The 19,178-nt window shown below is 46.3% G+C and carries 27 protein-coding genes; 14 read left to right on the top strand and 13 right to left on the bottom strand.

Annotated features, from left to right (window positions below):
* Positions 1-225 precede the first annotated feature (225 nt).
* The gene (locus ACWQXP_RS21995; protein WP_454065029.1) at positions 226-384 is read left to right on the top strand and encodes a hypothetical protein; all 159 of its coding nucleotides are present in this window, start codon (positions 226-228) and stop codon (positions 382-384) included.
* A gap of 11 nt (positions 385-395) precedes the next feature.
* Here the strand turns inward: ACWQXP_RS21995 and dapF are convergent, their stop codons facing one another.
* The 6 genes from dapF to ACWQXP_RS21965 all read right to left on the bottom strand — a co-directional run bounded on the left by dapF (position 396) and on the right by ACWQXP_RS21965 (position 3,862).
* Positions 396-1,280, bottom strand: a complete 885-nt coding sequence (gene dapF, locus ACWQXP_RS21990) for a diaminopimelate epimerase (RefSeq protein ID WP_454065028.1) — start codon at positions 1,278-1,280, stop codon at positions 396-398.
* Positions 1,281-1,756: 476 nt separating this feature from the next.
* Complete coding sequence (locus ACWQXP_RS21985) at positions 1,757-2,314, bottom strand: DUF5069 domain-containing protein (RefSeq protein WP_454065027.1); 558 nt, start codon at positions 2,312-2,314, stop codon at positions 1,757-1,759.
* A 65-nt stretch (positions 2,315-2,379) separates the two neighbouring features.
* Positions 2,380-2,481, bottom strand: coding sequence for a hypothetical protein (locus ACWQXP_RS21980; RefSeq protein WP_454065166.1), 102 nt, complete (start codon positions 2,479-2,481; stop codon positions 2,380-2,382).
* A 37-nt stretch (positions 2,482-2,518) separates the two neighbouring features.
* Positions 2,519-2,641: an alcohol dehydrogenase catalytic domain-containing protein gene (locus ACWQXP_RS21975; RefSeq protein ID WP_454065165.1), complete on the bottom strand. Its 123-nt coding sequence runs from the start codon at positions 2,639-2,641 to the stop codon at positions 2,519-2,521.
* 225 nt (positions 2,642-2,866) lie between these two features.
* On the bottom strand, positions 2,867-3,214 hold the full coding sequence (gene trxA / locus ACWQXP_RS21970; protein ID WP_454065026.1) for a thioredoxin: 348 nt from the start codon (positions 3,212-3,214) through the stop codon (positions 2,867-2,869).
* 81 nt (positions 3,215-3,295) lie between these two features.
* On the bottom strand, positions 3,296-3,862 hold the full coding sequence (locus ACWQXP_RS21965) for a TetR/AcrR family transcriptional regulator (RefSeq protein ID WP_454065025.1): 567 nt from the start codon (positions 3,860-3,862) through the stop codon (positions 3,296-3,298).
* Positions 3,863-4,138: 276 nt separating this feature from the next.
* Between ACWQXP_RS21965 and ACWQXP_RS21960 the strand changes: the two genes are divergently transcribed.
* The 4 genes from ACWQXP_RS21960 to ACWQXP_RS21945 all read left to right on the top strand — a co-directional run bounded on the left by ACWQXP_RS21960 (position 4,139) and on the right by ACWQXP_RS21945 (position 7,903).
* The gene (locus ACWQXP_RS21960; RefSeq protein WP_454065024.1) at positions 4,139-5,731 is read left to right on the top strand and encodes an ATP-binding protein; all 1,593 of its coding nucleotides are present in this window, start codon (positions 4,139-4,141) and stop codon (positions 5,729-5,731) included.
* 434 nt (positions 5,732-6,165) lie between these two features.
* Positions 6,166-6,351: a transposase gene (locus ACWQXP_RS21955; RefSeq protein WP_454065023.1), complete on the top strand. Its 186-nt coding sequence runs from the start codon at positions 6,166-6,168 to the stop codon at positions 6,349-6,351.
* A 283-nt stretch (positions 6,352-6,634) separates the two neighbouring features.
* Positions 6,635-6,961, top strand: a complete 327-nt coding sequence (locus tag ACWQXP_RS21950) for an RNA recognition motif domain-containing protein (RefSeq protein ID WP_447968700.1) — start codon at positions 6,635-6,637, stop codon at positions 6,959-6,961.
* Between the two features lie 84 nt (positions 6,962-7,045).
* Positions 7,046-7,903 carry an acyl-CoA desaturase gene (locus ACWQXP_RS21945; RefSeq protein WP_454065022.1) on the top strand — a complete coding sequence of 286 codons (858 nt, stop codon included), beginning with the start codon at positions 7,046-7,048 and terminating at the stop codon, positions 7,901-7,903.
* Positions 7,904-7,908: 5 nt separating this feature from the next.
* Here the strand turns inward: ACWQXP_RS21945 and ACWQXP_RS21940 are convergent, their stop codons facing one another.
* Both ACWQXP_RS21940 and ACWQXP_RS21935 read right to left on the bottom strand, forming a co-directional pair.
* Entirely contained in the window at positions 7,909-8,754 is an 846-nt protein-coding gene (locus tag ACWQXP_RS21940) for a hypothetical protein (protein ID WP_454065021.1), read from the bottom strand.
* Between the two features lie 431 nt (positions 8,755-9,185).
* Positions 9,186-9,350 (bottom strand): hypothetical protein, encoded by a 165-nt coding sequence (locus ACWQXP_RS21935; RefSeq protein WP_454065020.1) that lies wholly within the window; start codon positions 9,348-9,350, stop codon positions 9,186-9,188.
* 458 nt (positions 9,351-9,808) lie between these two features.
* Here ACWQXP_RS21935 and ACWQXP_RS21930 point away from each other — a divergent pair, with 458 nt between their 5' ends.
* From ACWQXP_RS21930 to ACWQXP_RS21915, 4 genes are all read left to right on the top strand, one after another.
* Positions 9,809-10,048, top strand: coding sequence for a type II toxin-antitoxin system Phd/YefM family antitoxin (locus ACWQXP_RS21930; protein ID WP_454065019.1), 240 nt, complete (start codon positions 9,809-9,811; stop codon positions 10,046-10,048).
* A complete protein-coding gene (locus ACWQXP_RS21925) occupies positions 10,045-10,224 on the top strand; it encodes a type II toxin-antitoxin system VapC family toxin (protein ID WP_454065018.1) in 180 nt (59 codons plus the stop codon). The genes ACWQXP_RS21930 and ACWQXP_RS21925 overlap by 4 nt, the downstream gene beginning before the upstream one ends.
* Positions 10,170-10,421, top strand: coding sequence for a type II toxin-antitoxin system VapC family toxin (locus ACWQXP_RS21920; protein WP_454065017.1), 252 nt, complete (start codon positions 10,170-10,172; stop codon positions 10,419-10,421). Before ACWQXP_RS21925 ends, ACWQXP_RS21920 begins: the two co-directional genes overlap by 55 nt.
* A gap of 387 nt (positions 10,422-10,808) precedes the next feature.
* On the top strand, positions 10,809-11,102 hold the full coding sequence (locus ACWQXP_RS21915) for a PIN domain-containing protein (RefSeq protein ID WP_454065016.1): 294 nt from the start codon (positions 10,809-10,811) through the stop codon (positions 11,100-11,102).
* A 386-nt stretch (positions 11,103-11,488) separates the two neighbouring features.
* On the opposite strand, the gene ACWQXP_RS21910 is transcribed toward ACWQXP_RS21915, so the two are convergent.
* Positions 11,489-11,881, bottom strand: coding sequence for an STAS domain-containing protein (locus ACWQXP_RS21910; RefSeq protein WP_454065015.1), 393 nt, complete (start codon positions 11,879-11,881; stop codon positions 11,489-11,491).
* A 337-nt stretch (positions 11,882-12,218) separates the two neighbouring features.
* Here ACWQXP_RS21910 and ACWQXP_RS21905 point away from each other — a divergent pair, with 337 nt between their 5' ends.
* Both ACWQXP_RS21905 and ACWQXP_RS21900 read left to right on the top strand, forming a co-directional pair.
* Entirely contained in the window at positions 12,219-12,686 is a 468-nt protein-coding gene (locus ACWQXP_RS21905; RefSeq protein ID WP_454065014.1) for a GNAT family N-acetyltransferase, read from the top strand.
* Positions 12,687-12,775: 89 nt separating this feature from the next.
* The gene (locus ACWQXP_RS21900; protein ID WP_454065013.1) at positions 12,776-13,930 is read left to right on the top strand and encodes a JmjC domain-containing protein; all 1,155 of its coding nucleotides are present in this window, start codon (positions 12,776-12,778) and stop codon (positions 13,928-13,930) included.
* Between the two features lie 191 nt (positions 13,931-14,121).
* Here ACWQXP_RS21900 and ACWQXP_RS21895 read toward each other — a convergent pair whose 3' ends face one another.
* Positions 14,122-14,427, bottom strand: a complete 306-nt coding sequence (locus ACWQXP_RS21895) for a peptidylprolyl isomerase (RefSeq protein ID WP_454065164.1) — start codon at positions 14,425-14,427, stop codon at positions 14,122-14,124.
* A gap of 448 nt (positions 14,428-14,875) precedes the next feature.
* Between ACWQXP_RS21895 and ACWQXP_RS21890 the strand changes: the two genes are divergently transcribed.
* The 3 genes from ACWQXP_RS21890 to ACWQXP_RS21880 all read left to right on the top strand — a co-directional run bounded on the left by ACWQXP_RS21890 (position 14,876) and on the right by ACWQXP_RS21880 (position 16,632).
* Positions 14,876-15,169, top strand: a complete 294-nt coding sequence (locus ACWQXP_RS21890) for a type II toxin-antitoxin system Phd/YefM family antitoxin (RefSeq protein WP_454065012.1) — start codon at positions 14,876-14,878, stop codon at positions 15,167-15,169.
* A gap of 7 nt (positions 15,170-15,176) precedes the next feature.
* Positions 15,177-15,458 carry a type II toxin-antitoxin system RelE/ParE family toxin gene (locus ACWQXP_RS21885; protein WP_454065011.1) on the top strand — a complete coding sequence of 94 codons (282 nt, stop codon included), beginning with the start codon at positions 15,177-15,179 and terminating at the stop codon, positions 15,456-15,458.
* A 532-nt stretch (positions 15,459-15,990) separates the two neighbouring features.
* Entirely contained in the window at positions 15,991-16,632 is a 642-nt protein-coding gene (locus ACWQXP_RS21880; RefSeq protein ID WP_454065010.1) for a hypothetical protein, read from the top strand.
* Between the two features lie 947 nt (positions 16,633-17,579).
* Here ACWQXP_RS21880 and ACWQXP_RS21875 read toward each other — a convergent pair.
* The 3 genes from ACWQXP_RS21875 to ACWQXP_RS21865 form a co-directional block, all read right to left on the bottom strand.
* On the bottom strand, positions 17,580-18,017 hold the full coding sequence (locus ACWQXP_RS21875; RefSeq protein ID WP_454065009.1) for a VOC family protein: 438 nt from the start codon (positions 18,015-18,017) through the stop codon (positions 17,580-17,582).
* Between the two features lie 407 nt (positions 18,018-18,424).
* Positions 18,425-18,817 (bottom strand): type II toxin-antitoxin system VapC family toxin, encoded by a 393-nt coding sequence (gene vapC, locus ACWQXP_RS21870; RefSeq protein WP_454065008.1) that lies wholly within the window; start codon positions 18,815-18,817, stop codon positions 18,425-18,427.
* A complete protein-coding gene (locus ACWQXP_RS21865; RefSeq protein ID WP_454065007.1) occupies positions 18,814-19,014 on the bottom strand; it encodes a type II toxin-antitoxin system VapB family antitoxin in 201 nt (66 codons plus the stop codon). The genes vapC and ACWQXP_RS21865 overlap by 4 nt, the downstream gene beginning before the upstream one ends.
* Positions 19,015-19,178 lie beyond the last annotated feature (164 nt).

Below are 19,178 nucleotides of genomic sequence, written 5' to 3'. Positions count from 1 at the left end.
TAATGACTCACGTCATACATGCAGAAGTTATCGCCACACCTTTGAACATTCGCTTGTCAATGTGTGTGGTTGCGATGTGTACGTCTAGTCTATTCGACTGATCGTTCTGCGGGTTCGCTATTATTGAAACGACTGTAGGCTTGATTGAGTTGATCGACATCTAATCGAAATGGACACGCTTCATCGAATCGTGGGCATCTCCCCCGTCCTAAGGTGAGCCCAGTGATGCGTAGACCAGTTGTGGTAGGACCACATGCACAAGAACGCTACTGGAGTTGGTCTGATGAGACCTGTGGCACGGCGTGGGGAACCACGAATCAGAACCGATATCGGAAGATTCTCACGTTCACGATACTCCGACGCATTGAACGAGCCCTCAGTTAAGTGTTTGTGAGCTATTTTTTTTCTGATTGTCGAAAATGATGAATGAATGGAGTACTAAATTCTCCTCTTGCGACTTCTGCGACCGGCCCTTTCATGGTGATGTTATATTGAGGGTCAACGGCCACTTCGAGGTTCCCGCCTGGCGCTTTGACGGTGACAGGGCTTTTGACTAATCCTAAGCGAATAGCCGCACTGGCTGCAGCGCAGGCAGACGAACCAGAAGCTTGCGTTTCACCTGCCCCCCGTTCCCAAATGAGAATCGAAATGGATTTTTGGCCGAGCGGCACGGCCAGCTGAACATTCGTGCGTTTTGGGAAAATGGTATGGTTTTCGAGTTCGGGACCAATCTCTAGCAAGTCTTCACGCGTCCATGTGCTGCCTTTTTCTTTAAAGACGACACAGTGGGGATTCCCGACGCTAACCCCCATAAATCGAAGCGATTGCCCGGCAGCTTTAACCGGTTGCTGAATAAGTTCGGGAACGCGAAGCGTGCAAGGAAGCGTAATAGGTTGGAACGAGGCCCGTCCCATCTCAACCGTGGCTTCGTGAACATACCCATCTCCTTTGACGCCTAGGTGAATCTGGACGAGCCCGCCTTTGGTGAGGACGCTAAATTTCCGTTTCCGGGTTTTTCGAGTGGCATAGAGATAGCACCCAAAAATTCTCAGGCCGTTCCCGGATTTCTCAGCTTCTGATCCATCAGGATTGTAAATACGTAATCCAAAGTTGGCTTTCTTCGTGGGGTGAAGAGCTAAGATTCCATCGCTTCCGATTCCCCAATTTCGATCACAGATCGTCCGAATGATACGAGGGGTGAGTTTGAAGCTGAGGCTAGAAGGTTCAAGGGCAATGTAATCATTCCCTAACCCATGCCCTTTAAAAAATTGGTTGTTCATGAAGTCTCCATCATTTTCAGGATTTCATTGCGGCCGCAAACAAGTTCTGCTCCAAAACTACTAATCCGCGAAGTATTAGATAATAACCATATCCCATAATAAGCCAAACACTTGACGATAGGTTCACATTGTCAATCGGAGGTTATTTTCAGTATCGGCAGGTTGATCGTCTTTGTCATGCTCTTGTGCAGGAACCTAGTTGAGGTCTTTCGTGTTGATGGACGGACCTATATTTGGTTGGCGAATTAGTCGTAAGTAAAAGAGATGACTGGATTATAAAATCGAAGAGAAATTCTGTCAAAAAAATCGCTCGTTACCATTTTTATAAGTTTTTCATATGACGAGCTGTAAAACAGGATGAAAGACATGATCGAATCATTGACAGAACACGCAAAGAGTTCTCAGACATACCGAAGTTACAAGGAAAGTCGCGTATGATCAAGAAGCCGCGGACTGTACCGGCCCCTGTTAAAGCATTAGGTCGGATGGGGTCCTGAAGATTTGTGTTTTACATAGTCGAGGATTTGTTGTTCATCGCTTCTTGTTTCCCACACGACCTGAAGAAACTCAGCTGGGTCAATGCCAATCTTTCTGAGGAATGGGCGATCTCCTCCGCATCCATACATCAGTTCCCGAGGCATTTCTCCTTGAAGTTTGGCTTTGGCTTTTTCAATGATTCGCGGCAGCCAGCGGTATCCTCCTAACACTGCACTCATCGATGGGAGATCGTTCATCGAAACGTTCTTATCAGAAGGATTTCCGTGTTGTTCGCGCAAAAAATAATCTCTTCGTACCGCTGTGATGCGTAATACCGTTGGGAAGTCCGGTTCGCCAGCGTCATGCCAATCTTCGACGAAATCATATATTTCTTGCGGCGTCGCTCCAATTGCAGCCAATTGCTTGGTGTCTTTATCGGAGAAAACTCGGTCCGGTCCTCTTACGCCATTGGCAAACGTTTGAACGGCGGTTTCGTACAGACGTGTAAATTCTTCGATCCAAGGTTCTGATTCTTTCGTGGCGTGTTCGTTTTTCATGTTGTCGTCCGTTCTGTTTGTTATTCTGGGGGAAAATTCATTTCCAACTGTAGAAAAATATTAGATTATGATGGATGTTCAATGACAATTTTTCCCGTATGCTTATTGTCCGCAAAGTATTTATGTGCTGCGTTCACTTGAGCGAGTGTGAACCGTTCAGAATCCACAAGAGGTGTCAGCTGCCCAGCATCGGCCAGTATATATTCACCCAGCGCTCCTCCTTGATCCTTGATCCCTCCTGCACAGCCAATACACGGCGTCTCCAACGTGAAACGTTGCCACACCTTTTCCGACTTCGGCAACGACTCCTGAGACGTCGCCGTGCAAGACCGCAGGAAGGTCAGGAGCAGTTGGGACGTCGAGCGTACGAATTTTTCCAGTCAACTGGGTTCAGACTGGTCGCTTTCACTTTGATCAGAAGGTGACCGGTTTTAGGTCTGGCTTGGGAATACGAGCCAGCTTAAACTTCGCATCGTGGATATAGCTTCGTACGACATAGGCATACGCTTACTCCTTCACTCGATTAGGCACCGAAGAAATGCAGGTTTTTTCTTAGACTGCTGTCAAAACGGTATCGAGTGTGTCAGTGAGCACCTTCTTAGGCACCGCACCGACCACTGTCTCGACGACCTTTCCCTCCTGAAAGACCAAGAGAGCCGGGATTGATTGAATGTCAAATTGAGCCGCTAGAGTAGGTTGCTCATCGACATTGACTTTTCCCACTGAAACCTTTCCCGTGTATTCGTTCGCCAGTTCTTGAATCGTCGGATTCATGGCTTGGCAGGGGCCACACCAGGGCGCCCAAAAATCCACAAGAACCGGCTGAGGATTCTCGGTCACCTTTTGTTGGAAATTTTCGTCTGTTAGCGTGAGGTAGGATGGTGTTGCTGTCGCGCTCATAAGAATTCTCCTCTATTGAAATATTGATAATATACGACCAACTAGTAGGTAGATAATGATGCGCAATACAAAGTCAAGACCTCATGATGTTTTTAGCATGGCCTTTATTTGGCGGACTACAGTTGTGAACTGTTTCGGTCCATGGGCTCGTGCTTGTTGCAAAGCACCTTGAAGGGCGGCTTGAATCAACGAGGCTTGGTCCTCAGGGGGGCCTGGAAATGTCATCATTTGCTGTTTCTTGCCGTCAGCTAGGAGCCGGGTCAGCCATGTATGAACAAATGCGCAGAGATTCGCGAGCTCCTGCTTCGTCTCGTTTGCGATAATCTCGTACTCGGATTGGAGTGATCCTGTAAGACAAATTTTATGGCCAGACTGCATGACTTGCGAAACGAGCAATGTATAAGCCTCGAGTTGTTTCCATGGAGTCGTGTATTCTTGGGTAATCTTTTCCAATGTCGAGATGAGTGACGTACGATATCGAGTCACTAACGCCAGGCTGAGATCGTCTTTACTGGGATAGTGGTGATGGATTGTGGCCTTGCTGATACCGATGCGATCAGACACGTCTTGATAGCTAAAGGCACTAAAGCTTCGAGTTTGAAGGAGTTCCTCCGCCACGTCTAAAATCTGTTTTTTACGGTCAAGCATCGGGCTCCTAAAGACTACAGTATGAGTGGTCATTATATATCTACTAGAAGGTAGAGTAAAGATTGAGGTCAACTGTTTTCTAGTTCTTTGCTGGGAAATGTAGAAGCATATGATCCCCTAACTCTGCTGCTTGGTGCTTGAAAAATGATGGTGATTATTGGCACGGTACCGCGAAGGCGTCATTCTCGAAAGAAAAGAGAAGTGGGATGGCTGAATACACACGACGTGGCTATTTTGTTCATGTGGCAGGCTTCAATTAAAGGATCATGCTGATTTATGGGTGAAACACGGGTTGATTTACTCCATCTTCTCGAAGATCTCCGCGATGCGTATCCTGAGGCGATAGAAGAAACCATCCTTACCGAGATTGTTGCGAACTCATTAGATTCTGGAGCTAGCCTCATCACCTTTTCGACGCATGCCGAGGAATCCGTGTTGATTATTAGGGATAACGGATCAGGAATGTACCGGAAGGCCTTGGCGAAATATCATAACATCGCGGCAAGTTCAAAAACACGTGGACAAGGGATTGGATTTGCAGGTGTTGGTATCAAACTGGGGCTTCTTGTCTGTGAAGACGTCTACACAGAAAGCCGGCGGGGTAAGCATCATGTCTCGACAAGTTGGGGACTTACATCACGTCACCGAGCTCCATGGAAATGGGTGTCTCCTATTGGTTTAGTCGTTGGAGACCAAGGGACGGCACTTCGATTGAAACTTCACAATACTCTGTCGCCGCTTCTTGACGTCGGCTTTGTAGAAGGGGCAGTCCGTAGGCATTTTGAGCCACTATTAGATTCCAGGTTTGATGATCTTTTGAGCGCACATTATCCCAAAGGCGTGACCATTCAAGTCAATGGAACATCCCTCGATAAGTCAGTGTTGCCCAGGTTGGAACAGGTTTCCATGCAAATTCGTCTGATGCGGAAGCGAAAACCATCGGCATGTGGATATCTGTCGAGGGACCAGTCGTCACGGTTTGAGGAACAGCGAGGTGTTGCTGTGAGTACATTGGGCAAAGTCATTAAGCGAGGTTGGGATTGGTTAGGGATTACCCCATCAACGCCGGACGGTGTTAGCGGACTGATCGAAGTTCCAGCCTTATCGTCCTGTTTGACATTGAATAAGGGGGATTTTGTTCGCGTGGGTTCCCGTGGTGCCATGTATTTGGCTTATCGAAAAGCCATGCAAGAAGCCGTCTCTCAGCAATTAGAGAAGTGGGGTGACATGCGTACAGGAGTGAGTGATTCACGGACCCGATTATCGCGTCCCCTGGAGCGGGATCTCCGACGAGTTTTAGAAGATTTGGCAGAAGACTTCCCCTTACTTGACTCATTGGTAGAACGGCGTGCAGGAGGACAAAAACGGCTCCCACTTGGTCTTGGAGGGCAGGGGGATTCAGCTGATGCGTTGATCACGAGTGTCATCACGTCTCAGGCAGAGAAATCCCAAGAACGATCAAATGGCGATAACGACAAGAAGAAATTTGAGGGAACGGAAGCCCAGCTTGATGACTCAACAATGTCAGAGTCGATGGATTTGGTTCGGTCTCATACGACGTTGCCTGACCCAGGTGGTCAACGCCGTTCTGCGCGGTATGGTCTCGATATACAATTTGAAGATCGACCGAGTAGTTCAGAATTAGGACGGTTGGTCGATACGACCGTTTGGATTAATCTGGCCCACCCTGCCTATCAGCGTGCAGAAGCATCTCGCTCCATTGGTTATCATCTAGCTTTGACTGTCGCAATGGCCTTGAGTCCGTTGGCGGTAGAATCTGCCAGTCAACATACTTTCATTGCGGCGTTTCTAGAACGGTGGGGTGAAGCCTTTGCTCAACCAGCCAAACGGGCATCGAAACGTAGATAAATAGGCAGTGTATCGGGATCCGAGTTGTTTGAAAAATCTTACGCCAATCACCAAAGTGCACTACGTAAGGTTTCATGACTGCGTGTGGGATACGGCAAAAGATTCGCACCGCCTTTATCACCAGGATGCCAGCTAGCAGGTTGGTGATAAAGGGCTGGATTTGGATGCGGGAACGTATTTGGACTTCAAGAGCAGAAATCAATACGATGGGCTGGTGGCTGTTGAGACGAAGGCCTGAATGGATACGAAAGGGCTGGCCCTCAATCGTCCTGGCTTTGCCAAGGTGTTAGTCGAGAAAGACCAAAAGCCCATGCTCAACATTTCGGGGACACCCGAAATCGGGCTAGGGTCACGGTGAGTGCTTATGGGAGCCCCAGTTTGTGCCATGTGACAGGGGCCGATGTAGATTCCCAAGGGTCTCTCGGGATAAGGCCATGTGTGAGCGATGGCTTCCTTTGGTGCATAAGTGTATTTCCAGTGCGAAAGACTGGATAAATGAGACGTATCACGGAGTACGAGGCAACCATCAAGGGCGGTACGTGGGGGAATTTACCTATCGGTTCAACCGTTGCCATGATGTGCCTCGCTTGTTCCATCAAGCGTTGGTGGCATGCACGTGAGCTCCATCTGTGAATTTTTCTACACTTTCCTGATAAGCCTGAAAAATCTTGTATCTTTTTTTGAAACGCTATGCTAGGCTAAAAGTACCGTGTCACAAGGGACCTAATGATAACGGGATAGTGAGTCAGGTCCAATAACCGATGTTGTTTTGCCAGGGAGTCTACTAGGAAGCCTGACCAGAGTCGCCTCAATTGTCGCGTCCGCGGCCTACCCCTTCCCGATGTGTTTATCTTCTCCAGCTCAAAGCAATGTCAAGTATCTTTACTTTAAAGGAGGAACCTCATGGGTTCAAAAATTTATGTGGGTGGTTTGCCGTATTCTGCGACAGAGGCTGAAATGGAAGCATTGTTTGCTGAGCATGGCACGGTGCAGTCTGCGCGAGTGATTACGGACAAATTTACCGGACAGTCGCGTGGCTTTGGTTTTGTTGAAATGTCTACCTCGGAAGAAGCTGAAGCAGCTATTTCCGCATTAAATTCCACTGAAATGGGTGGTCGTACCCTCACCGTGAACGAAGCCAAGCCAATGGCTCCTCGAACTGGTGGCGGCGGCGGTGGATTTGGTGGCGGCGGTGGCAACCGCGGCGGTGGTCGGGGTAACCGATTCTAACAATTTGTTGATACTGAGTTCGTATACGGAGAGGCTTTCTAAATAGAAAGCCTCTCCGCCGATACTTTCTTGAACGCTCTGCATATGACCGCTACAACTTTACTTCCGCTACGTACGCGCGCTTTTGATTTCCCTACTACCTTCCTTTTTAGTCTTATCGCGTTAGGAGCCATGATCGGTCTTCCGACCTTTGCCTATTTTTACGACTACAGCTGGGTGGATTGGACGATGTTCGTGGTGATGTATATCGCCAGTGGATTAGGCATTACCGTTGGATATCATCGGTTAGTGACGCATCGGAGCTTTACCTGCCCCAATTGGGTGAAGGCCGCGTTGTTAATTGGTGGAGGATGGGCGCTGGAAAACTCTGCCTTGAAATGGGCACGTGATCATATTCGTCATCATTCTCGCTGCGATCAGGAAGAAGATCCATACAACGCTAAGCGAGGGTTTTGGTTTAGTCACTGTGCTTGGTTGTTTTGGAAGGACCCGCATCGCAACGGCCCCTTTCCTGCTCGATTGGTGAAGGATCCGGTCGTCATGTGGCAACATCGGTACTATGTACCGATTATTGTTTCTGGTCTGCTTCTGCCGTTTATCGTTGGGTTTCTCTCGAACGGATGGGTTGGCGGTATCGGCTGCTTTCTCTTAGCCGGAGTCGGGCGGGTGTTTTTTGTACTCAACTCAACTTTTTGTATTAATTCCATCTGCCATCTATGGGGAAGTCAACCACATGGGCATGCAGACTCAAGTCGTGACAGTTGGTTCATTTCACTCGTGACATTTGGAGAAGGCTATCACAACTATCACCACATGTATCCGAGTGATTATCGCAATGGCCTCCGATGGTATAACTTCGATCCCTCCAAGTGGCTCATCTATGGCTTGTCTATTTTTGGACTCGCTTCATCACTGTATCGATCTTCCCCAAAAACCGAATAATCGTTTTATGATGTGACGCGCCGCGGTGTCATTCGTTTCATGGCGACTTGATTTTTGATGAATCGGGAGAACGGTTCATGATGAAAGTAAGGCGTGATGGAGCTATGTGCATTCTGAAGCATAGACTTCAGGTGAGCTCCAGGACTTTCATAATCTAACACGCTCGCGATGGAGAGTCCGACGCTGCAAGGACGCCAGCCTTCTGATGCTAAGGGCAGTGGATCGCTGCCAGGAAAGATTCGAATCCCCTGCGTCTTTGCTATGGAGAAATGGCCTGGGTAGGGGAGAAATTTGGGACGACCGCTATTATCTCCGAGAAACACATCATTCATGATTGGTGACTTGATCAATTCGGTTAAGTTTTTTCCTCTTGTTCCCCACCATTTGCCAAATGCCCAAGGAATTACGGGTATCCCTCCGCTTTTCTTGACTTGCTTAATCGACTCGTGAATCGTCAGTCCATCTTGAAAGACCTGACTGGTCATGAGGGCCAAGACTTCAAACTTTTCTTGGGTCACAATTTGACGTCCTGCCACAATTAATAGTTTTTCATCATTCGATGACTGAGCAAAGAGGGTGAAGTCTTCATTGGTCCGGTGAAAATTCCAAGAATTTGGAGTGTCGTGAGAGACGGTCGTGTGCTGATCCGCAAATGTGACGAGTCGTTGAAACCAATGGTCCCATGCCGATTCGGTCAAAAGTAGAACACCGAGGATGGGGCCATGATGTTGCTGGAGTGTGGCGTGAGCTTGAGCGTTTTTATAGGCTGAGTCCAAGAACGTTGCTAGCTCAAAGCAATCGTACAGATGCACATGCGTATCGATAATGATAAGGGGAGTGTCGGAGTCCATAACTGAAAACTCGGGACGCGTTCTATTTCTGGTTTTTGGTAGAGACTCGTATTGTACCGCGGACTCATTTGATAATCCATGCGGAGAGAACGATGCGGGAGTGTTGAAGGGGGTGCGTGTCAAAAGGTTGGCTTTTGAGGACATTCCATGAACCCAACATGGTCAACATTGACTGTGGACTGGAATGATTGTCAATGACGTTGTTGAGGCAATGTTCCGTGATCGTCTGGTTGAAGGTGTTTTGTAAGTGATGAGTCGCAGAGGTATCATTGAGCCAACTGGCTGTGCGTGAAGACGTTCTTGGAGAGTGTCTAGCAGAGTGCGAGTAGCGAACTGACGGTGATTATGATGTCGATCAATAATCTCTTAGATTACTGTGCCTCTGCGCATGCTCACGGCGTGCTGCAGAGGGTGTCGTGCATGGAGAATATTTATGAACTTTGAGACATCTGAGGAGTCGTGAATGTATCCTCTAACGCCTCAGCAATGTCTTGAGCTTTTTTCATGCTCATAATCAAACTCTTTTTCTCTTTCGTCGAAGCCCGTTTGACATCTTTTAAAAATTCACGGACAGGTTTGGGGGCAAACTGACTCATAGTGCTTGTTACTCCTCAATCATGTTGAATATGAATGGTTGTATAAGGTTCGTCATGAAGAACACTCTATTCTTGATGAAACCCGTCATTGTTGAATATTCTTATCGGTGGCTGTACTTAAAAGGTTTAACGTGTGTGATTCTTCCTCTTTTTCATATGTTCACTCATTGAGTGAGCATGTCTATGTCAAAATCGTGAGATGACAAGCCTATCGTTAGCAATGTTGTTCTGCTTGAAGAGGAAATGCGTATAGATGAACTAGTCAATATTGAAGCGACATTGAAACGAATCATCTAGAAGAACCACGGTTAGAAGGCTCAGTAGATCTTTTGGTCAGAAGTCCGCCATGCTTCTTTTTCACATCAAAAAATGAGAAATGGAATGCTTCATTACAAGATAGGGTATGACAGGATATAATTTAATTGGTCAGACTAGACTAATTATGATTGGAGATTCTGATGAAGATGGTGAATGTCTATGACGCGAAAACTCGTCTCTCTCAACTTTTGGCATTAGCTGCGGCTGGTGAAGAGGTGATCATTGCCAAAGCCGGTCAGCCAATGGCAAAACTCATTGCCTATCAACCCCATAAAGGAATACGGAAACCGGGGTATTGGAAAGGCAAGGTTAAGATAGCTAAAGGGTTTGATGAACTACCTGAGAGTCTTACACGGGCATTTAAGGGTGAAGAGGCATGAAACTCTTGTTAGATACTCATGTTTTCCTCTGGTGGATGGGTGATCATCAGTCCCCCACGGCTAAAGCGGCTTCGGCCATTAAGGACGGAAAAAATGCGGTATACGTCAATGCTGTCACCGCATGGGAAATTTCAATCAAAAAGGCTCTCGGAAAGCTGAAGCTCCTGATGAACTAGAAGAAGCGCTAGAAGCCAATCGTTTTCTCCAACTTCCGATAACCATTCAACATGGACTGATTGCTGGAAGTTGGCCTCGTCATCATGATGACCCTTTTGATCGAATGCTTATCGCTCAAGCACAACTTGAAAATTTGACGATCATGACACATGATGTCCACATGAAACCTTATGGGATTCCTATTCTTTGGGCATGATGGCTAGGGAAGGTGTATAGCGATAGGCGAACTCAAAATTCTTGTACCCGAGAGAGCCAAAGAGATGATGGTGAGATAGCCGATGATAATGGGGCGACGGCTATTGCCATGCCTCCCATGTACTGTAAAAAGAGTTTAAGCAGCAATAGGTGAGACGAAGAATTTTCGAAATCATATGAATGATAGTATGAATACATCTACTCCAACGAGAAGAGTCACCGCGAATCTTTTGAGTCATTTACTAGAAGAAGCTTGTAATGCCTCTGGCTCAGGAATTACGGATACGCTCATTTAGGGGGTTAACCATGATTGCTCGCAGTAAGGCCGCTGTAAAAGCCGCTCGGCTTAAGGGGAGGTTGAATTTAGAGATTGATTTGAAAACCTCGCGTGAGCGGAATCGTCGTTGATACCTCAAGCTGGATTGAGAATTTCAATCATGGAGAATATTTGATTCTTGATGAGGCTTTAGCTGAGGGGCGAGTGTATCTGCCAGGGATTATTGCGGCGGAATTGACCAGTGAAAACTCCCAGCTCGTCATCGATCTGCCCTTGAGTCTTTTTTTAGGTGATCATCCACTCGTTCAAGCCGATCTTCAGCATTGGGTTAGTGTTGAACAGCTTCGGGCTACCCTGTTGACTAAAGGACAGACCGTGTCCACGCCGGATGTGCATGTCGCGTAGTGCGCACTTGATCTGCAAGCTGAACTCCTTACCGAAGACAGCGTTTTCATAAAGATAGCGAATAACGTCTTGATTCAGTTGTTTTCTTGATATCGTCCTATAAATCCTACATCCCCAAGCAGTTGTCATTGTTCGGTGTGCGGCTCGACGTATTGGGTCATGAAATGAGTGTCGTGATATATCGCGATATGTAGGGATAAGACGCGTGTATTAGAAGATAGCGCTTCGTCTTTTGAGTTTTACTAGCGTAGGGAGTGTTCATCTCTTATGCGCTTCCGTATCTAAGCTAAGGGAAAATTTTTGTTTCTGCTGCAGTGAAGTGTCCATATTGGAAAATTGAGGTTCTGAGCAGAGCGAAGGTCGGTGAGGGTGAGGATGGCCAGAATTTAGTCAATAATACTCAGAGCGTCTTTAGTGAGTACATTCGAATTATGTCTGAGTACGGTTGCATCAGATGCTTCATGTGAAAGGGATGAGTCAGATGAGGAGACGTATTGGGTCATGTTACAGAGTTCAAGAATGCTATAGATTTGTTCTCGAGGATTGACTAAGGTCACGCTTACATTTTGAGCTTGCGACTCAGTAATGCATTTATGGATGAGTCCGAGTCCCGAACTGTCGATAAATGTCACGGCTGTAAGATCCAGAATCATGTTGTGCGTGTTTGAATCACAGCTATCTTGAACCGTGGATTTAAAGATTTGGCGGGCACTATAGTCGAGCCGTCCAAACAGAGTCAGCGATGTGGTGTTGTGTGAGCTCAAAGTCGTAATATGCATAGGCGTTGCTCTCCTGTTGTGGTGAAGAACTGCCTTGTATTTCGGATTGTTCGTCATGATTCTTAATAAGATAATTCATTAAATTAATGGAAAAAAGAAATCGGGTCGTATCGAGCGATTCCTACCCTCGCTGCGCCGAATGAGTTGATGTCAGTGAATTGACATAATGTAGTGATCTATAGCGAATGCCATGAATTTTCAGTTAATATTTTAAGATTAATAAAGAAAACGAATATGCCTCGAATCTCGGTGTTTATTTGTTCTTTAATCCGGCTAGAGGCACAATTCACCTCCTTTTTCATGAGCTACTCTTGTTGTATTCTGATCTTTCCACTTTATGACAATGTCCACTATTCTCTGGAACGTTCAGACGTTTGATGAATTCAAGGCCGCCCAACTCTTTGATGTTCTGCTATTACGGGTCGATGTGTTTGTCGTTGAGCAACAGTGTGCCTACCCTGAATTAGATGAGTATGATCGTCATGCAGACACAAAGCACGTGCAAGGGCATGATGAGGGCGGTAATCTGGTGGCGTATGCGCGGCTCCTTCCAGCAGGGTTGAGTTTTTCTGAAGTCAGTATTGGGAGATTTGTGGTACAAAAAGATATGCGAGGTCAAGGAATTGGCCATCAACTGTTGCGCACATCGTTAGAGCTGATAGCGCAATGTTGGTCTGGCCGTTCGATTAAAATTTCTGCTCAAGAATATCTCAAGAATTTCTATGCACAGTATGGATTTCTTCAAGTCTCGAACATGTATCTTGACGCGAGTGTGCCGCATGTCGACATGTTAAAAATATTGTGAAGCTTTCATTGCACTTCTACCTCCTTGCACTTCTTTTGAAAGATTCGTCTAGTTTTTAATCATCATTACTTCAGTGATTGGTGTTTCACATGAAGACTGTCCCGTTAGGTGACGTGTCGCTCGATAAATTTTTTTCAGAATATTGGCAAAAGAAACCGCTCTTGGTTCGCAATGCGTTGCCGGACATTAACCCGCCTATTGCGGCAGATGAATTAGCCGGGCTGGCCTGCGAAGAAGCGGTGGAGTCCCGGCTGGTGATTCAAGATGCTGAAAGCGATCGATGGGACCTCACGCATGGACCATTTACGGATGAGACGTTCCGGGCATTGCCCGATAAATATTGGACGTTACTTGTGCAGGCGGTGGATCATTGGGTGCCAGAGGCGGCGGAATTCCTGACGCCATTTCATTTTATTCCCAGCTGGCGCATTGATGATCTCATGATAAGCTACTCTGTCGATGGAGGCGGAGTTGGACCACACTATGACAACTACGACGTGTTTCTCGTGCAAGCCTGCGGACGCCGGCAGTGGGAAGTTGGCGGAACCTTTGATTCGAATTCTCCGCGTCGTTCGGATACGCCTGTCATGATTTTATCCGACTGGAAACCAGAGCAGCGGTGGATTCTTGAACCTGGGGACTTGCTCTATGTCCCTCCTCGCGTCGGTCATAGTGGGATTGCCGTGGGGGATGATTGCATGACCTGTTCTGTGGGATTTCGCGCACCCTCGCACAGTGAAATTCTTCGAGGGTTTGCGGATTATATTGGCGATACGCTCAGTGAAGAAGTCCGATATGAGGATTCCGATCTCGTGGCCCTGAAAACTCCTGGGAGTCTAACGCCTGAGTCTTTAGGGAAAGTCCACCATATTGTGAAGCAGTATCTCGAAGACAAAGATTTGTTGGCCGAATGGTTTGGACGGTTTATCACTGCGCCGAAATACCCTGAAGAAGCGAGTGAGCCTGAGGCCTATCGACTCGATGATCTGCGTGCCCATATCGCCAATGGCGGGATGCTGAAACGAAATGAAGGGACACGGATGGTGTTTCAGGAACGAGACCGTGTGCTGTGGGTATTCGTGGATGGAGGGCGTTATGAATGCCCTGCTGATCAGAAAGCCTTGGTTCAAGCATTATGTACCGACCTGACGATCAATCCAGGTCAGTATCAGCAAGCAGAAGAGCATCTTCAATTACTGTTAGATCTTCTCAATAGGGGCAGTCTTTATTTTCCTGCTGAATGACTCTTTTACAACATAAGGACAAAGTAAGAGACTGAGGCTCTTTATGAGGATTTCTCCATCCACATAATCTGTACCGACATGGATGCGGGATGAGGTGAGTTCCTCTATTGGAGGAAATGAGGTCTTTCTCGGTCATATTCCATCAATGGCGTGGAAGCAACTCGAGAAAGACCCCTGTGATCGATGGTTGACTAGGTGCGGCTGGTGATTTCTAACAGGTGGTACCCGAATTGGGTTTTCACCGGACCATGGACCTTGCCCACTTCTTCATTAAAGACAACCTTATCAAATTCCGGAACCATTTGACCTGGGCCAAACTCTCCGAGATCTCCGCCTTGTTTCCCTGACGGGCAGGACGAATGTTCTTTGGCAAGTTCCGCAAAGTCAGAACCACCTTCGATTTGCGTTTTCAGGTTTTCACAGGCTTCGTTCGTAGAGACCAAAATGTGTCGAGCGCGTGCTTTAGCCATATCGCTTCTCCTTTTTTGAGAATAGATTCGTAAAATGCATTTATCTCATGATTGTGTTGTCATTGTCCACCGATGCACAGCGCGAATCGTCTCGTGCTGCACAAGAAATATTATGAGTGAAGAATATGTGGGCGGTATGAGTTGGGATCGCGTTGTCAATTAGGGCCTTGGCTGCTCATTTGGCGATCCGAGCAGCCTTGGGATTTTGAGTAGCCTTGCACAAGTTTATTATATTCCTTGCAAATCAGGCGAATGGACGTGTCTCTAAATATTCACCAATCGTATTGCTCTCAGGTGCTAACGGATATGCTGAAAGGAAAATGGGTACTGAATCATCTAACACGCAAGGAATTCTTGAAATCGTTGTAAGTCTGTAGCGTGATAATCATCGTACTATAAAACATTTCTTGCAGGATGGGAAACGATAGGATAAACTGATAATTATCAGTAAATTTTCTGTTGAAAGGGAGGTGCTATGTTTACCGTCGATTCCATACGGCCTGTATCCGATTTTAGCCGGAAGCCTGCCGAACATATTAAACGGCTCAAAAAGACCGGACGGCCTGAAGTCTTAACCGTCAATGGCAAGGCTGAGGTTGTCATTCAAGATGCGAAGTCTTACGAAGAGATGACCAGCTTATTACACTCACTGAAGCAAATCGCCCAATCCAAGAAAGAACATGATATGGGCAAAGGTATTTCAATCAATAAAGCCTTCTCTCGACTCAGTAAAAAACTTGCGGCCCACTATCCCGATGCAGGTTTTTAAAGTTCATATGTCTCCCACGGTTGAGGCCGAAATTGAACATTACGTTCATGAAATCGCCAAGGATTCCATTCACCATGCGGTGAAATGGTATGGAGACATTCTGAACAAGATCTCTACGTTAGAGAAATCGCCTGGCCGTTGTCCCTATGCGGATGAAATGGATTTTCATGACTATGAAATTAGAAATTTAATCTTTGGGAAGTATCGCATTCTCTTTCATATCAAAGGACAAACCGTTCAGGTGTTGCATGTGAAACACGGCAAGATGGAACGCCGTCCGCTGACCTAGGAGCCCTTGTGTTTTGGTGTCAATCGGTAACTGTTTGAATAAAGTCTTTGCTGAAGTTCGTTGGGGGTAGCAGGCAAAATGGTGAGAAAACGTACTTGAAAATGAGGTTATCTAATACTTCAAAGCCTTCAATCCAATTCCTCTCTGATACGCGTTTAAAAAGATTATTGATGTCATAAAACTAGAGTCGACCCCAGATCCTCGACCCCAGATCCAGAATGGTCTCGTGGCAGCAAGTGAAAGCGGCGGTCGAACACCTCAATAACCGCCCCAGAAAAACCTGGAGATATCGAAAACCGAATCAACTGTTCAATCAGCACTTCGTCCCGCTTGTGTAAAGAAAATTGCATTTACGACTTCAATTCAACGTGCCCGATCCCGACAAGATCGGGCAATTGAGCCCCCCACACGTTTTTAGATGTACCCTTAACTTAAAATAACCTTATAGATGGATTTTCTCTTAAGCCGCGCCAAGAAGGTGCCGAGAGGTCTTAGTGTACACCTGGTACTTATATCCCGAGGAAAGATTCTGATGAATGCCTTTTGGGGTCTACTAACTCTACTAACAGTACCCCTTACTATTCTGAATGTGTTGGGGGGGATCTGCTCCGTAATTTGGTTAGCTATTCTCGGGGATTGGGGAGCCATAGGCTATGGTCTTTTGGCCATCATGGGTAGTATTTATGTCATTAGTTTAGCTTGTATGCCCTTGCTAGCTACGGGTTTAGCTGGAGAGTACTTCGCTGACAAGGGAAGGATTTTTCTTTGCTATATTGTTGTGGCGCTAAGTAGCTTATATATAGTGATGATTATGACCGTATGGTGTGGGAGCGTCCTGTATTTCTTCGTCGCCCGTGCAACAAGTGAGTCGTTCATTCCGTTACTGATATGGTCGTATGTAGTTGCGCTGACTCCTTGGCAATGGATGGTACAGAAAGAAATTCAAAATGGAGATAAAGCAGCGGACGGCCTCGTTTCAGGTGGCGTAACGTTCTTTGCGCAAATCGGATACGTTGTGATGGTTCTTATGGCGTACTTTGGTACTCCCACTATGGTGGATATGTCCATATTTTTTTTCGTGATCGTGCTTATCGGAAATACATTATATGCAATGAAAACTGGCCTTTTCACATTCTCAAAAACCTCTGACCAAACAAGCTCCGGCATAACATAGATACTAATTGTTCCCATTTAGGTAAGTACGGGGGGCTCCTCCCTTGCCAGGCATGTAGCATTGGAAAGAGGAAATGAATGTTAAAACTTGGGCTGACCATCCAAAAGTCAAGACACTGAAACGGGAGCGGCAAATCTTCTATGGAGGTTGCCTGGTTCTAGTGCTTGCTATATTGCCTGCTTTGTCTATAATTTCCTTTGGCTTGAATTATTGGGAGACTGCGGAGAAATGTGAAAGGTGTGCTACAGATACTTGCGAGGCTTGTCAGAGAGTGGCAGAGCTTGACGCATTTGAGTCAACTGCTGATTTCAAAGCATTATACATATATCGGAGGCTTCATGCTTTTGGAATTCTGATATATATAATCTTAACCGTGCGGTTCTCAATGAAGTTAAATCTCCATTGGAGCCTGAAGTGGATCGTATATCCTACCTGTGCTTGGATATATTTTATTGTTTGGTTAGTCCCATTCATCATGCTTTATTTTCATTCAAAGTGGGCTATGGAAAACTTGGCAAGTACTCGTACCGAGCCGTTAAAATCTGTCAGAGCGAATTAATGTCCTCGTGTAGTGTCTACCCGTGTCCACAACTGGAAGGCTAGCACAGTCCGTTGGCCTTTAACTTCGGCACATACCGCAAATTCCACCCCGTTCGCTCACTTTCCTCTCAGTTATTTGTTTTGAATATCAAGTCTAGCTTTATCTATTCATGCACTGTTGCAACCAGCACTCTGGAAGAAGCCTTTCGCTCAAGATGGTCGTACCGGCGAATCGTTTCGAGTCATGCCATTCATATTCATGAGTTGGTCAATTGAATAACTTTTGATATCCTCTTTTTTCATCTTTGCCCGTCTTCCCATAACCCTTTCTCAGAGTCTTGTCTGAATGGAAAAAGTTTTATGCCAGGAACCTTTTCTTTTATTTCGTCAAGAAGGAGAAAACTCCGCTATCGCGGTTCGTCGGCGTCTCCCACATCACTATAATTCCGTTCTCCGAATATGGCCGATTCCTTGGTGTAATGCTTGAACTCCAGCAGGTTGTGCGCCGGGTCTTCCAAAAAAAATGTGTGGTGCTCCAGCGGGGATCCTGCAAACCGGGTGCTGGGTTCTTTGAAAAAAGACAGCTTCTTGCCTTTTGCCCGTTCCACCATGGCTTGCCATTCTTCCTTCGACGTAAATACCAGTCCAAAATGGCGGGGATAAATACTCTTCGGTTTCTCGACAGACTCAGAGGTCATCTGTGCCACGATTTGATGGCCCTCAAGGTTGAGCGTCAAGGCCACTTTGGATTCTCGCCCTATTGCACAACCGAGTCCTTCCACATAAAACCGTTTCGTTTCTTCAACGTTTTTCATGGGGAACGCTACATGAAATAAAACTCCCACTGTTCTACTCCTTTGCTATCAATAGTCTATGTTTTTACCCTATCGCGTTCCACCGTGCGGTTCAAGTCGAAACCTGTTTGTCAAAAAACTGAAAACCTATCTCTCTTATAATAATACATCAGCTAGATAGCACTCTCACTATCCCACCTGTCTTCAAAGCGATCCAGTATGCACTCAGTGCATGCCGTTGGAATGCTCAGAGCAAACAGGGATGTGGTCGCTGTTCATGAAGGGCTAGCTATGGCTTTGTGGATCTGATGGTTAAACCGAACTACACGACTATCAACATAGGATTTGTCTCCTATGTCTTTTTCGAAAGTAGCATAGAAAGATAAATAATGTAATGACACATTATCAGTGGTGAAACGTTTTGTCAGAAGGCAGTGGAACTGCCTCTATCTAGTGACCTATAGAACAGAGCGAAGACCCAAGTAACGAACCATTGGGGTAAAGTCTCGATCGGAATACAGCAATGGAACGTCTTGGACAATACAAAAAGTCCCGATCATGACATCGATGGTTTTTCGCACAGTTACGCCACGTTTTCGAAGGGTTCGATAATGTTGGGCGCTTTTGAGTGCGAGGGATGGACCAAGCATTGCCACGACAGGGAAGGCATTGAGAACTTTTTGAGCGATCTCGAAATGCGAATCCTGCTGAAACCCCTGTAACACTTCAGTCAGAATCAGGTCTCCAATAAGAATCTCTTGGTTTCCAAGGATATCATCTAAAGTTTCGGTTTCTTTCGTGGAAACATCGTTGAAATAATCAATCCATACTGAGGTGTCGACAATCGTCATGATTTGGTATCACGTCTCATCGCGTCGAGATTTCCTGTCCACTTAAGTTTGCCACGATACTTCTTCACGGCCTGTTGTTTTTGAAGACGAAGCAAAACCTTGAGTCCTTCTTCAACAACCCCTTTCTTGGTTTTAATACCCGTGAGTCGTTGTGCGTCTGAGAGCAATTGATCGTCTATGACGATGTTGGTACGCATAGTAGTCCCCCATGATGTGTGTTATTGTAATGTATTATACACATCATGGCTTGGCAAGGCACATCGTGAGCATATGACCTCGATGTTCTGACTATAATCCATCAGACAGTCCCGCCAAGCCTCCAACCTCAAGCACAACACAAGCAAACATACAAGGATGACAA

The organism is Candidatus Nitrospira salsa, from assembly GCF_965152625.1.
This window is presented reverse-complemented; position numbering and strand designations above follow the sequence as displayed.

Excerpts from the sequence above, each read along its gene's own strand:
- ACWQXP_RS21995 (WP_454065029.1), top strand. The coding sequence starts at position 226 with ATGCGTAGACCAGTTGTGGTAGGACCACATGCACAAGAACGCTACTGG.
- dapF (WP_454065028.1), bottom strand. The coding sequence starts at position 1,280 with ATGAACAACCAATTTTTTAAAGGGCATGGGTTAGGGAATGATTACATT.
- ACWQXP_RS21985 (WP_454065027.1), bottom strand. The coding sequence starts at position 2,314 with ATGAAAAACGAACACGCCACGAAAGAATCAGAACCTTGGATCGAAGAA.
- trxA (WP_454065026.1), bottom strand. The coding sequence starts at position 3,214 with ATGAGCGCGACAGCAACACCATCCTACCTCACGCTAACAGACGAAAAT.
- ACWQXP_RS21965 (WP_454065025.1), bottom strand. The coding sequence starts at position 3,862 with ATGCTTGACCGTAAAAAACAGATTTTAGACGTGGCGGAGGAACTCCTT.
- ACWQXP_RS21960 (WP_454065024.1), top strand. The coding sequence starts at position 4,139 with ATGGGTGAAACACGGGTTGATTTACTCCATCTTCTCGAAGATCTCCGC.
- ACWQXP_RS21955 (WP_454065023.1), top strand. The coding sequence starts at position 6,166 with ATGTGTGAGCGATGGCTTCCTTTGGTGCATAAGTGTATTTCCAGTGCG.
- ACWQXP_RS21950 (WP_447968700.1), top strand. The coding sequence starts at position 6,635 with ATGGGTTCAAAAATTTATGTGGGTGGTTTGCCGTATTCTGCGACAGAG.
- ACWQXP_RS21945 (WP_454065022.1), top strand. The coding sequence starts at position 7,046 with ATGACCGCTACAACTTTACTTCCGCTACGTACGCGCGCTTTTGATTTC.
- ACWQXP_RS21940 (WP_454065021.1), bottom strand. The coding sequence starts at position 8,754 with ATGGACTCCGACACTCCCCTTATCATTATCGATACGCATGTGCATCTG.
- ACWQXP_RS21935 (WP_454065020.1), bottom strand. The coding sequence starts at position 9,350 with ATGAGTCAGTTTGCCCCCAAACCTGTCCGTGAATTTTTAAAAGATGTC.
- ACWQXP_RS21930 (WP_454065019.1), top strand. The coding sequence starts at position 9,809 with ATGAAGATGGTGAATGTCTATGACGCGAAAACTCGTCTCTCTCAACTT.
- ACWQXP_RS21925 (WP_454065018.1), top strand. The coding sequence starts at position 10,045 with ATGAAACTCTTGTTAGATACTCATGTTTTCCTCTGGTGGATGGGTGAT.
- ACWQXP_RS21920 (WP_454065017.1), top strand. The coding sequence starts at position 10,170 with ATGGGAAATTTCAATCAAAAAGGCTCTCGGAAAGCTGAAGCTCCTGAT.
- ACWQXP_RS21910 (WP_454065015.1), bottom strand. The coding sequence starts at position 11,881 with ATGCATATTACGACTTTGAGCTCACACAACACCACATCGCTGACTCTG.
- ACWQXP_RS21905 (WP_454065014.1), top strand. The coding sequence starts at position 12,219 with ATGACAATGTCCACTATTCTCTGGAACGTTCAGACGTTTGATGAATTC.
- ACWQXP_RS21900 (WP_454065013.1), top strand. The coding sequence starts at position 12,776 with ATGAAGACTGTCCCGTTAGGTGACGTGTCGCTCGATAAATTTTTTTCA.
- ACWQXP_RS21890 (WP_454065012.1), top strand. The coding sequence starts at position 14,876 with ATGTTTACCGTCGATTCCATACGGCCTGTATCCGATTTTAGCCGGAAG.
- ACWQXP_RS21885 (WP_454065011.1), top strand. The coding sequence starts at position 15,177 with ATGTCTCCCACGGTTGAGGCCGAAATTGAACATTACGTTCATGAAATC.
- ACWQXP_RS21880 (WP_454065010.1), top strand. The coding sequence starts at position 15,991 with ATGAATGCCTTTTGGGGTCTACTAACTCTACTAACAGTACCCCTTACT.
- vapC (WP_454065008.1), bottom strand. The coding sequence starts at position 18,817 with ATGACGATTGTCGACACCTCAGTATGGATTGATTATTTCAACGATGTT.
- ACWQXP_RS21865 (WP_454065007.1), bottom strand. The coding sequence starts at position 19,014 with ATGCGTACCAACATCGTCATAGACGATCAATTGCTCTCAGACGCACAA.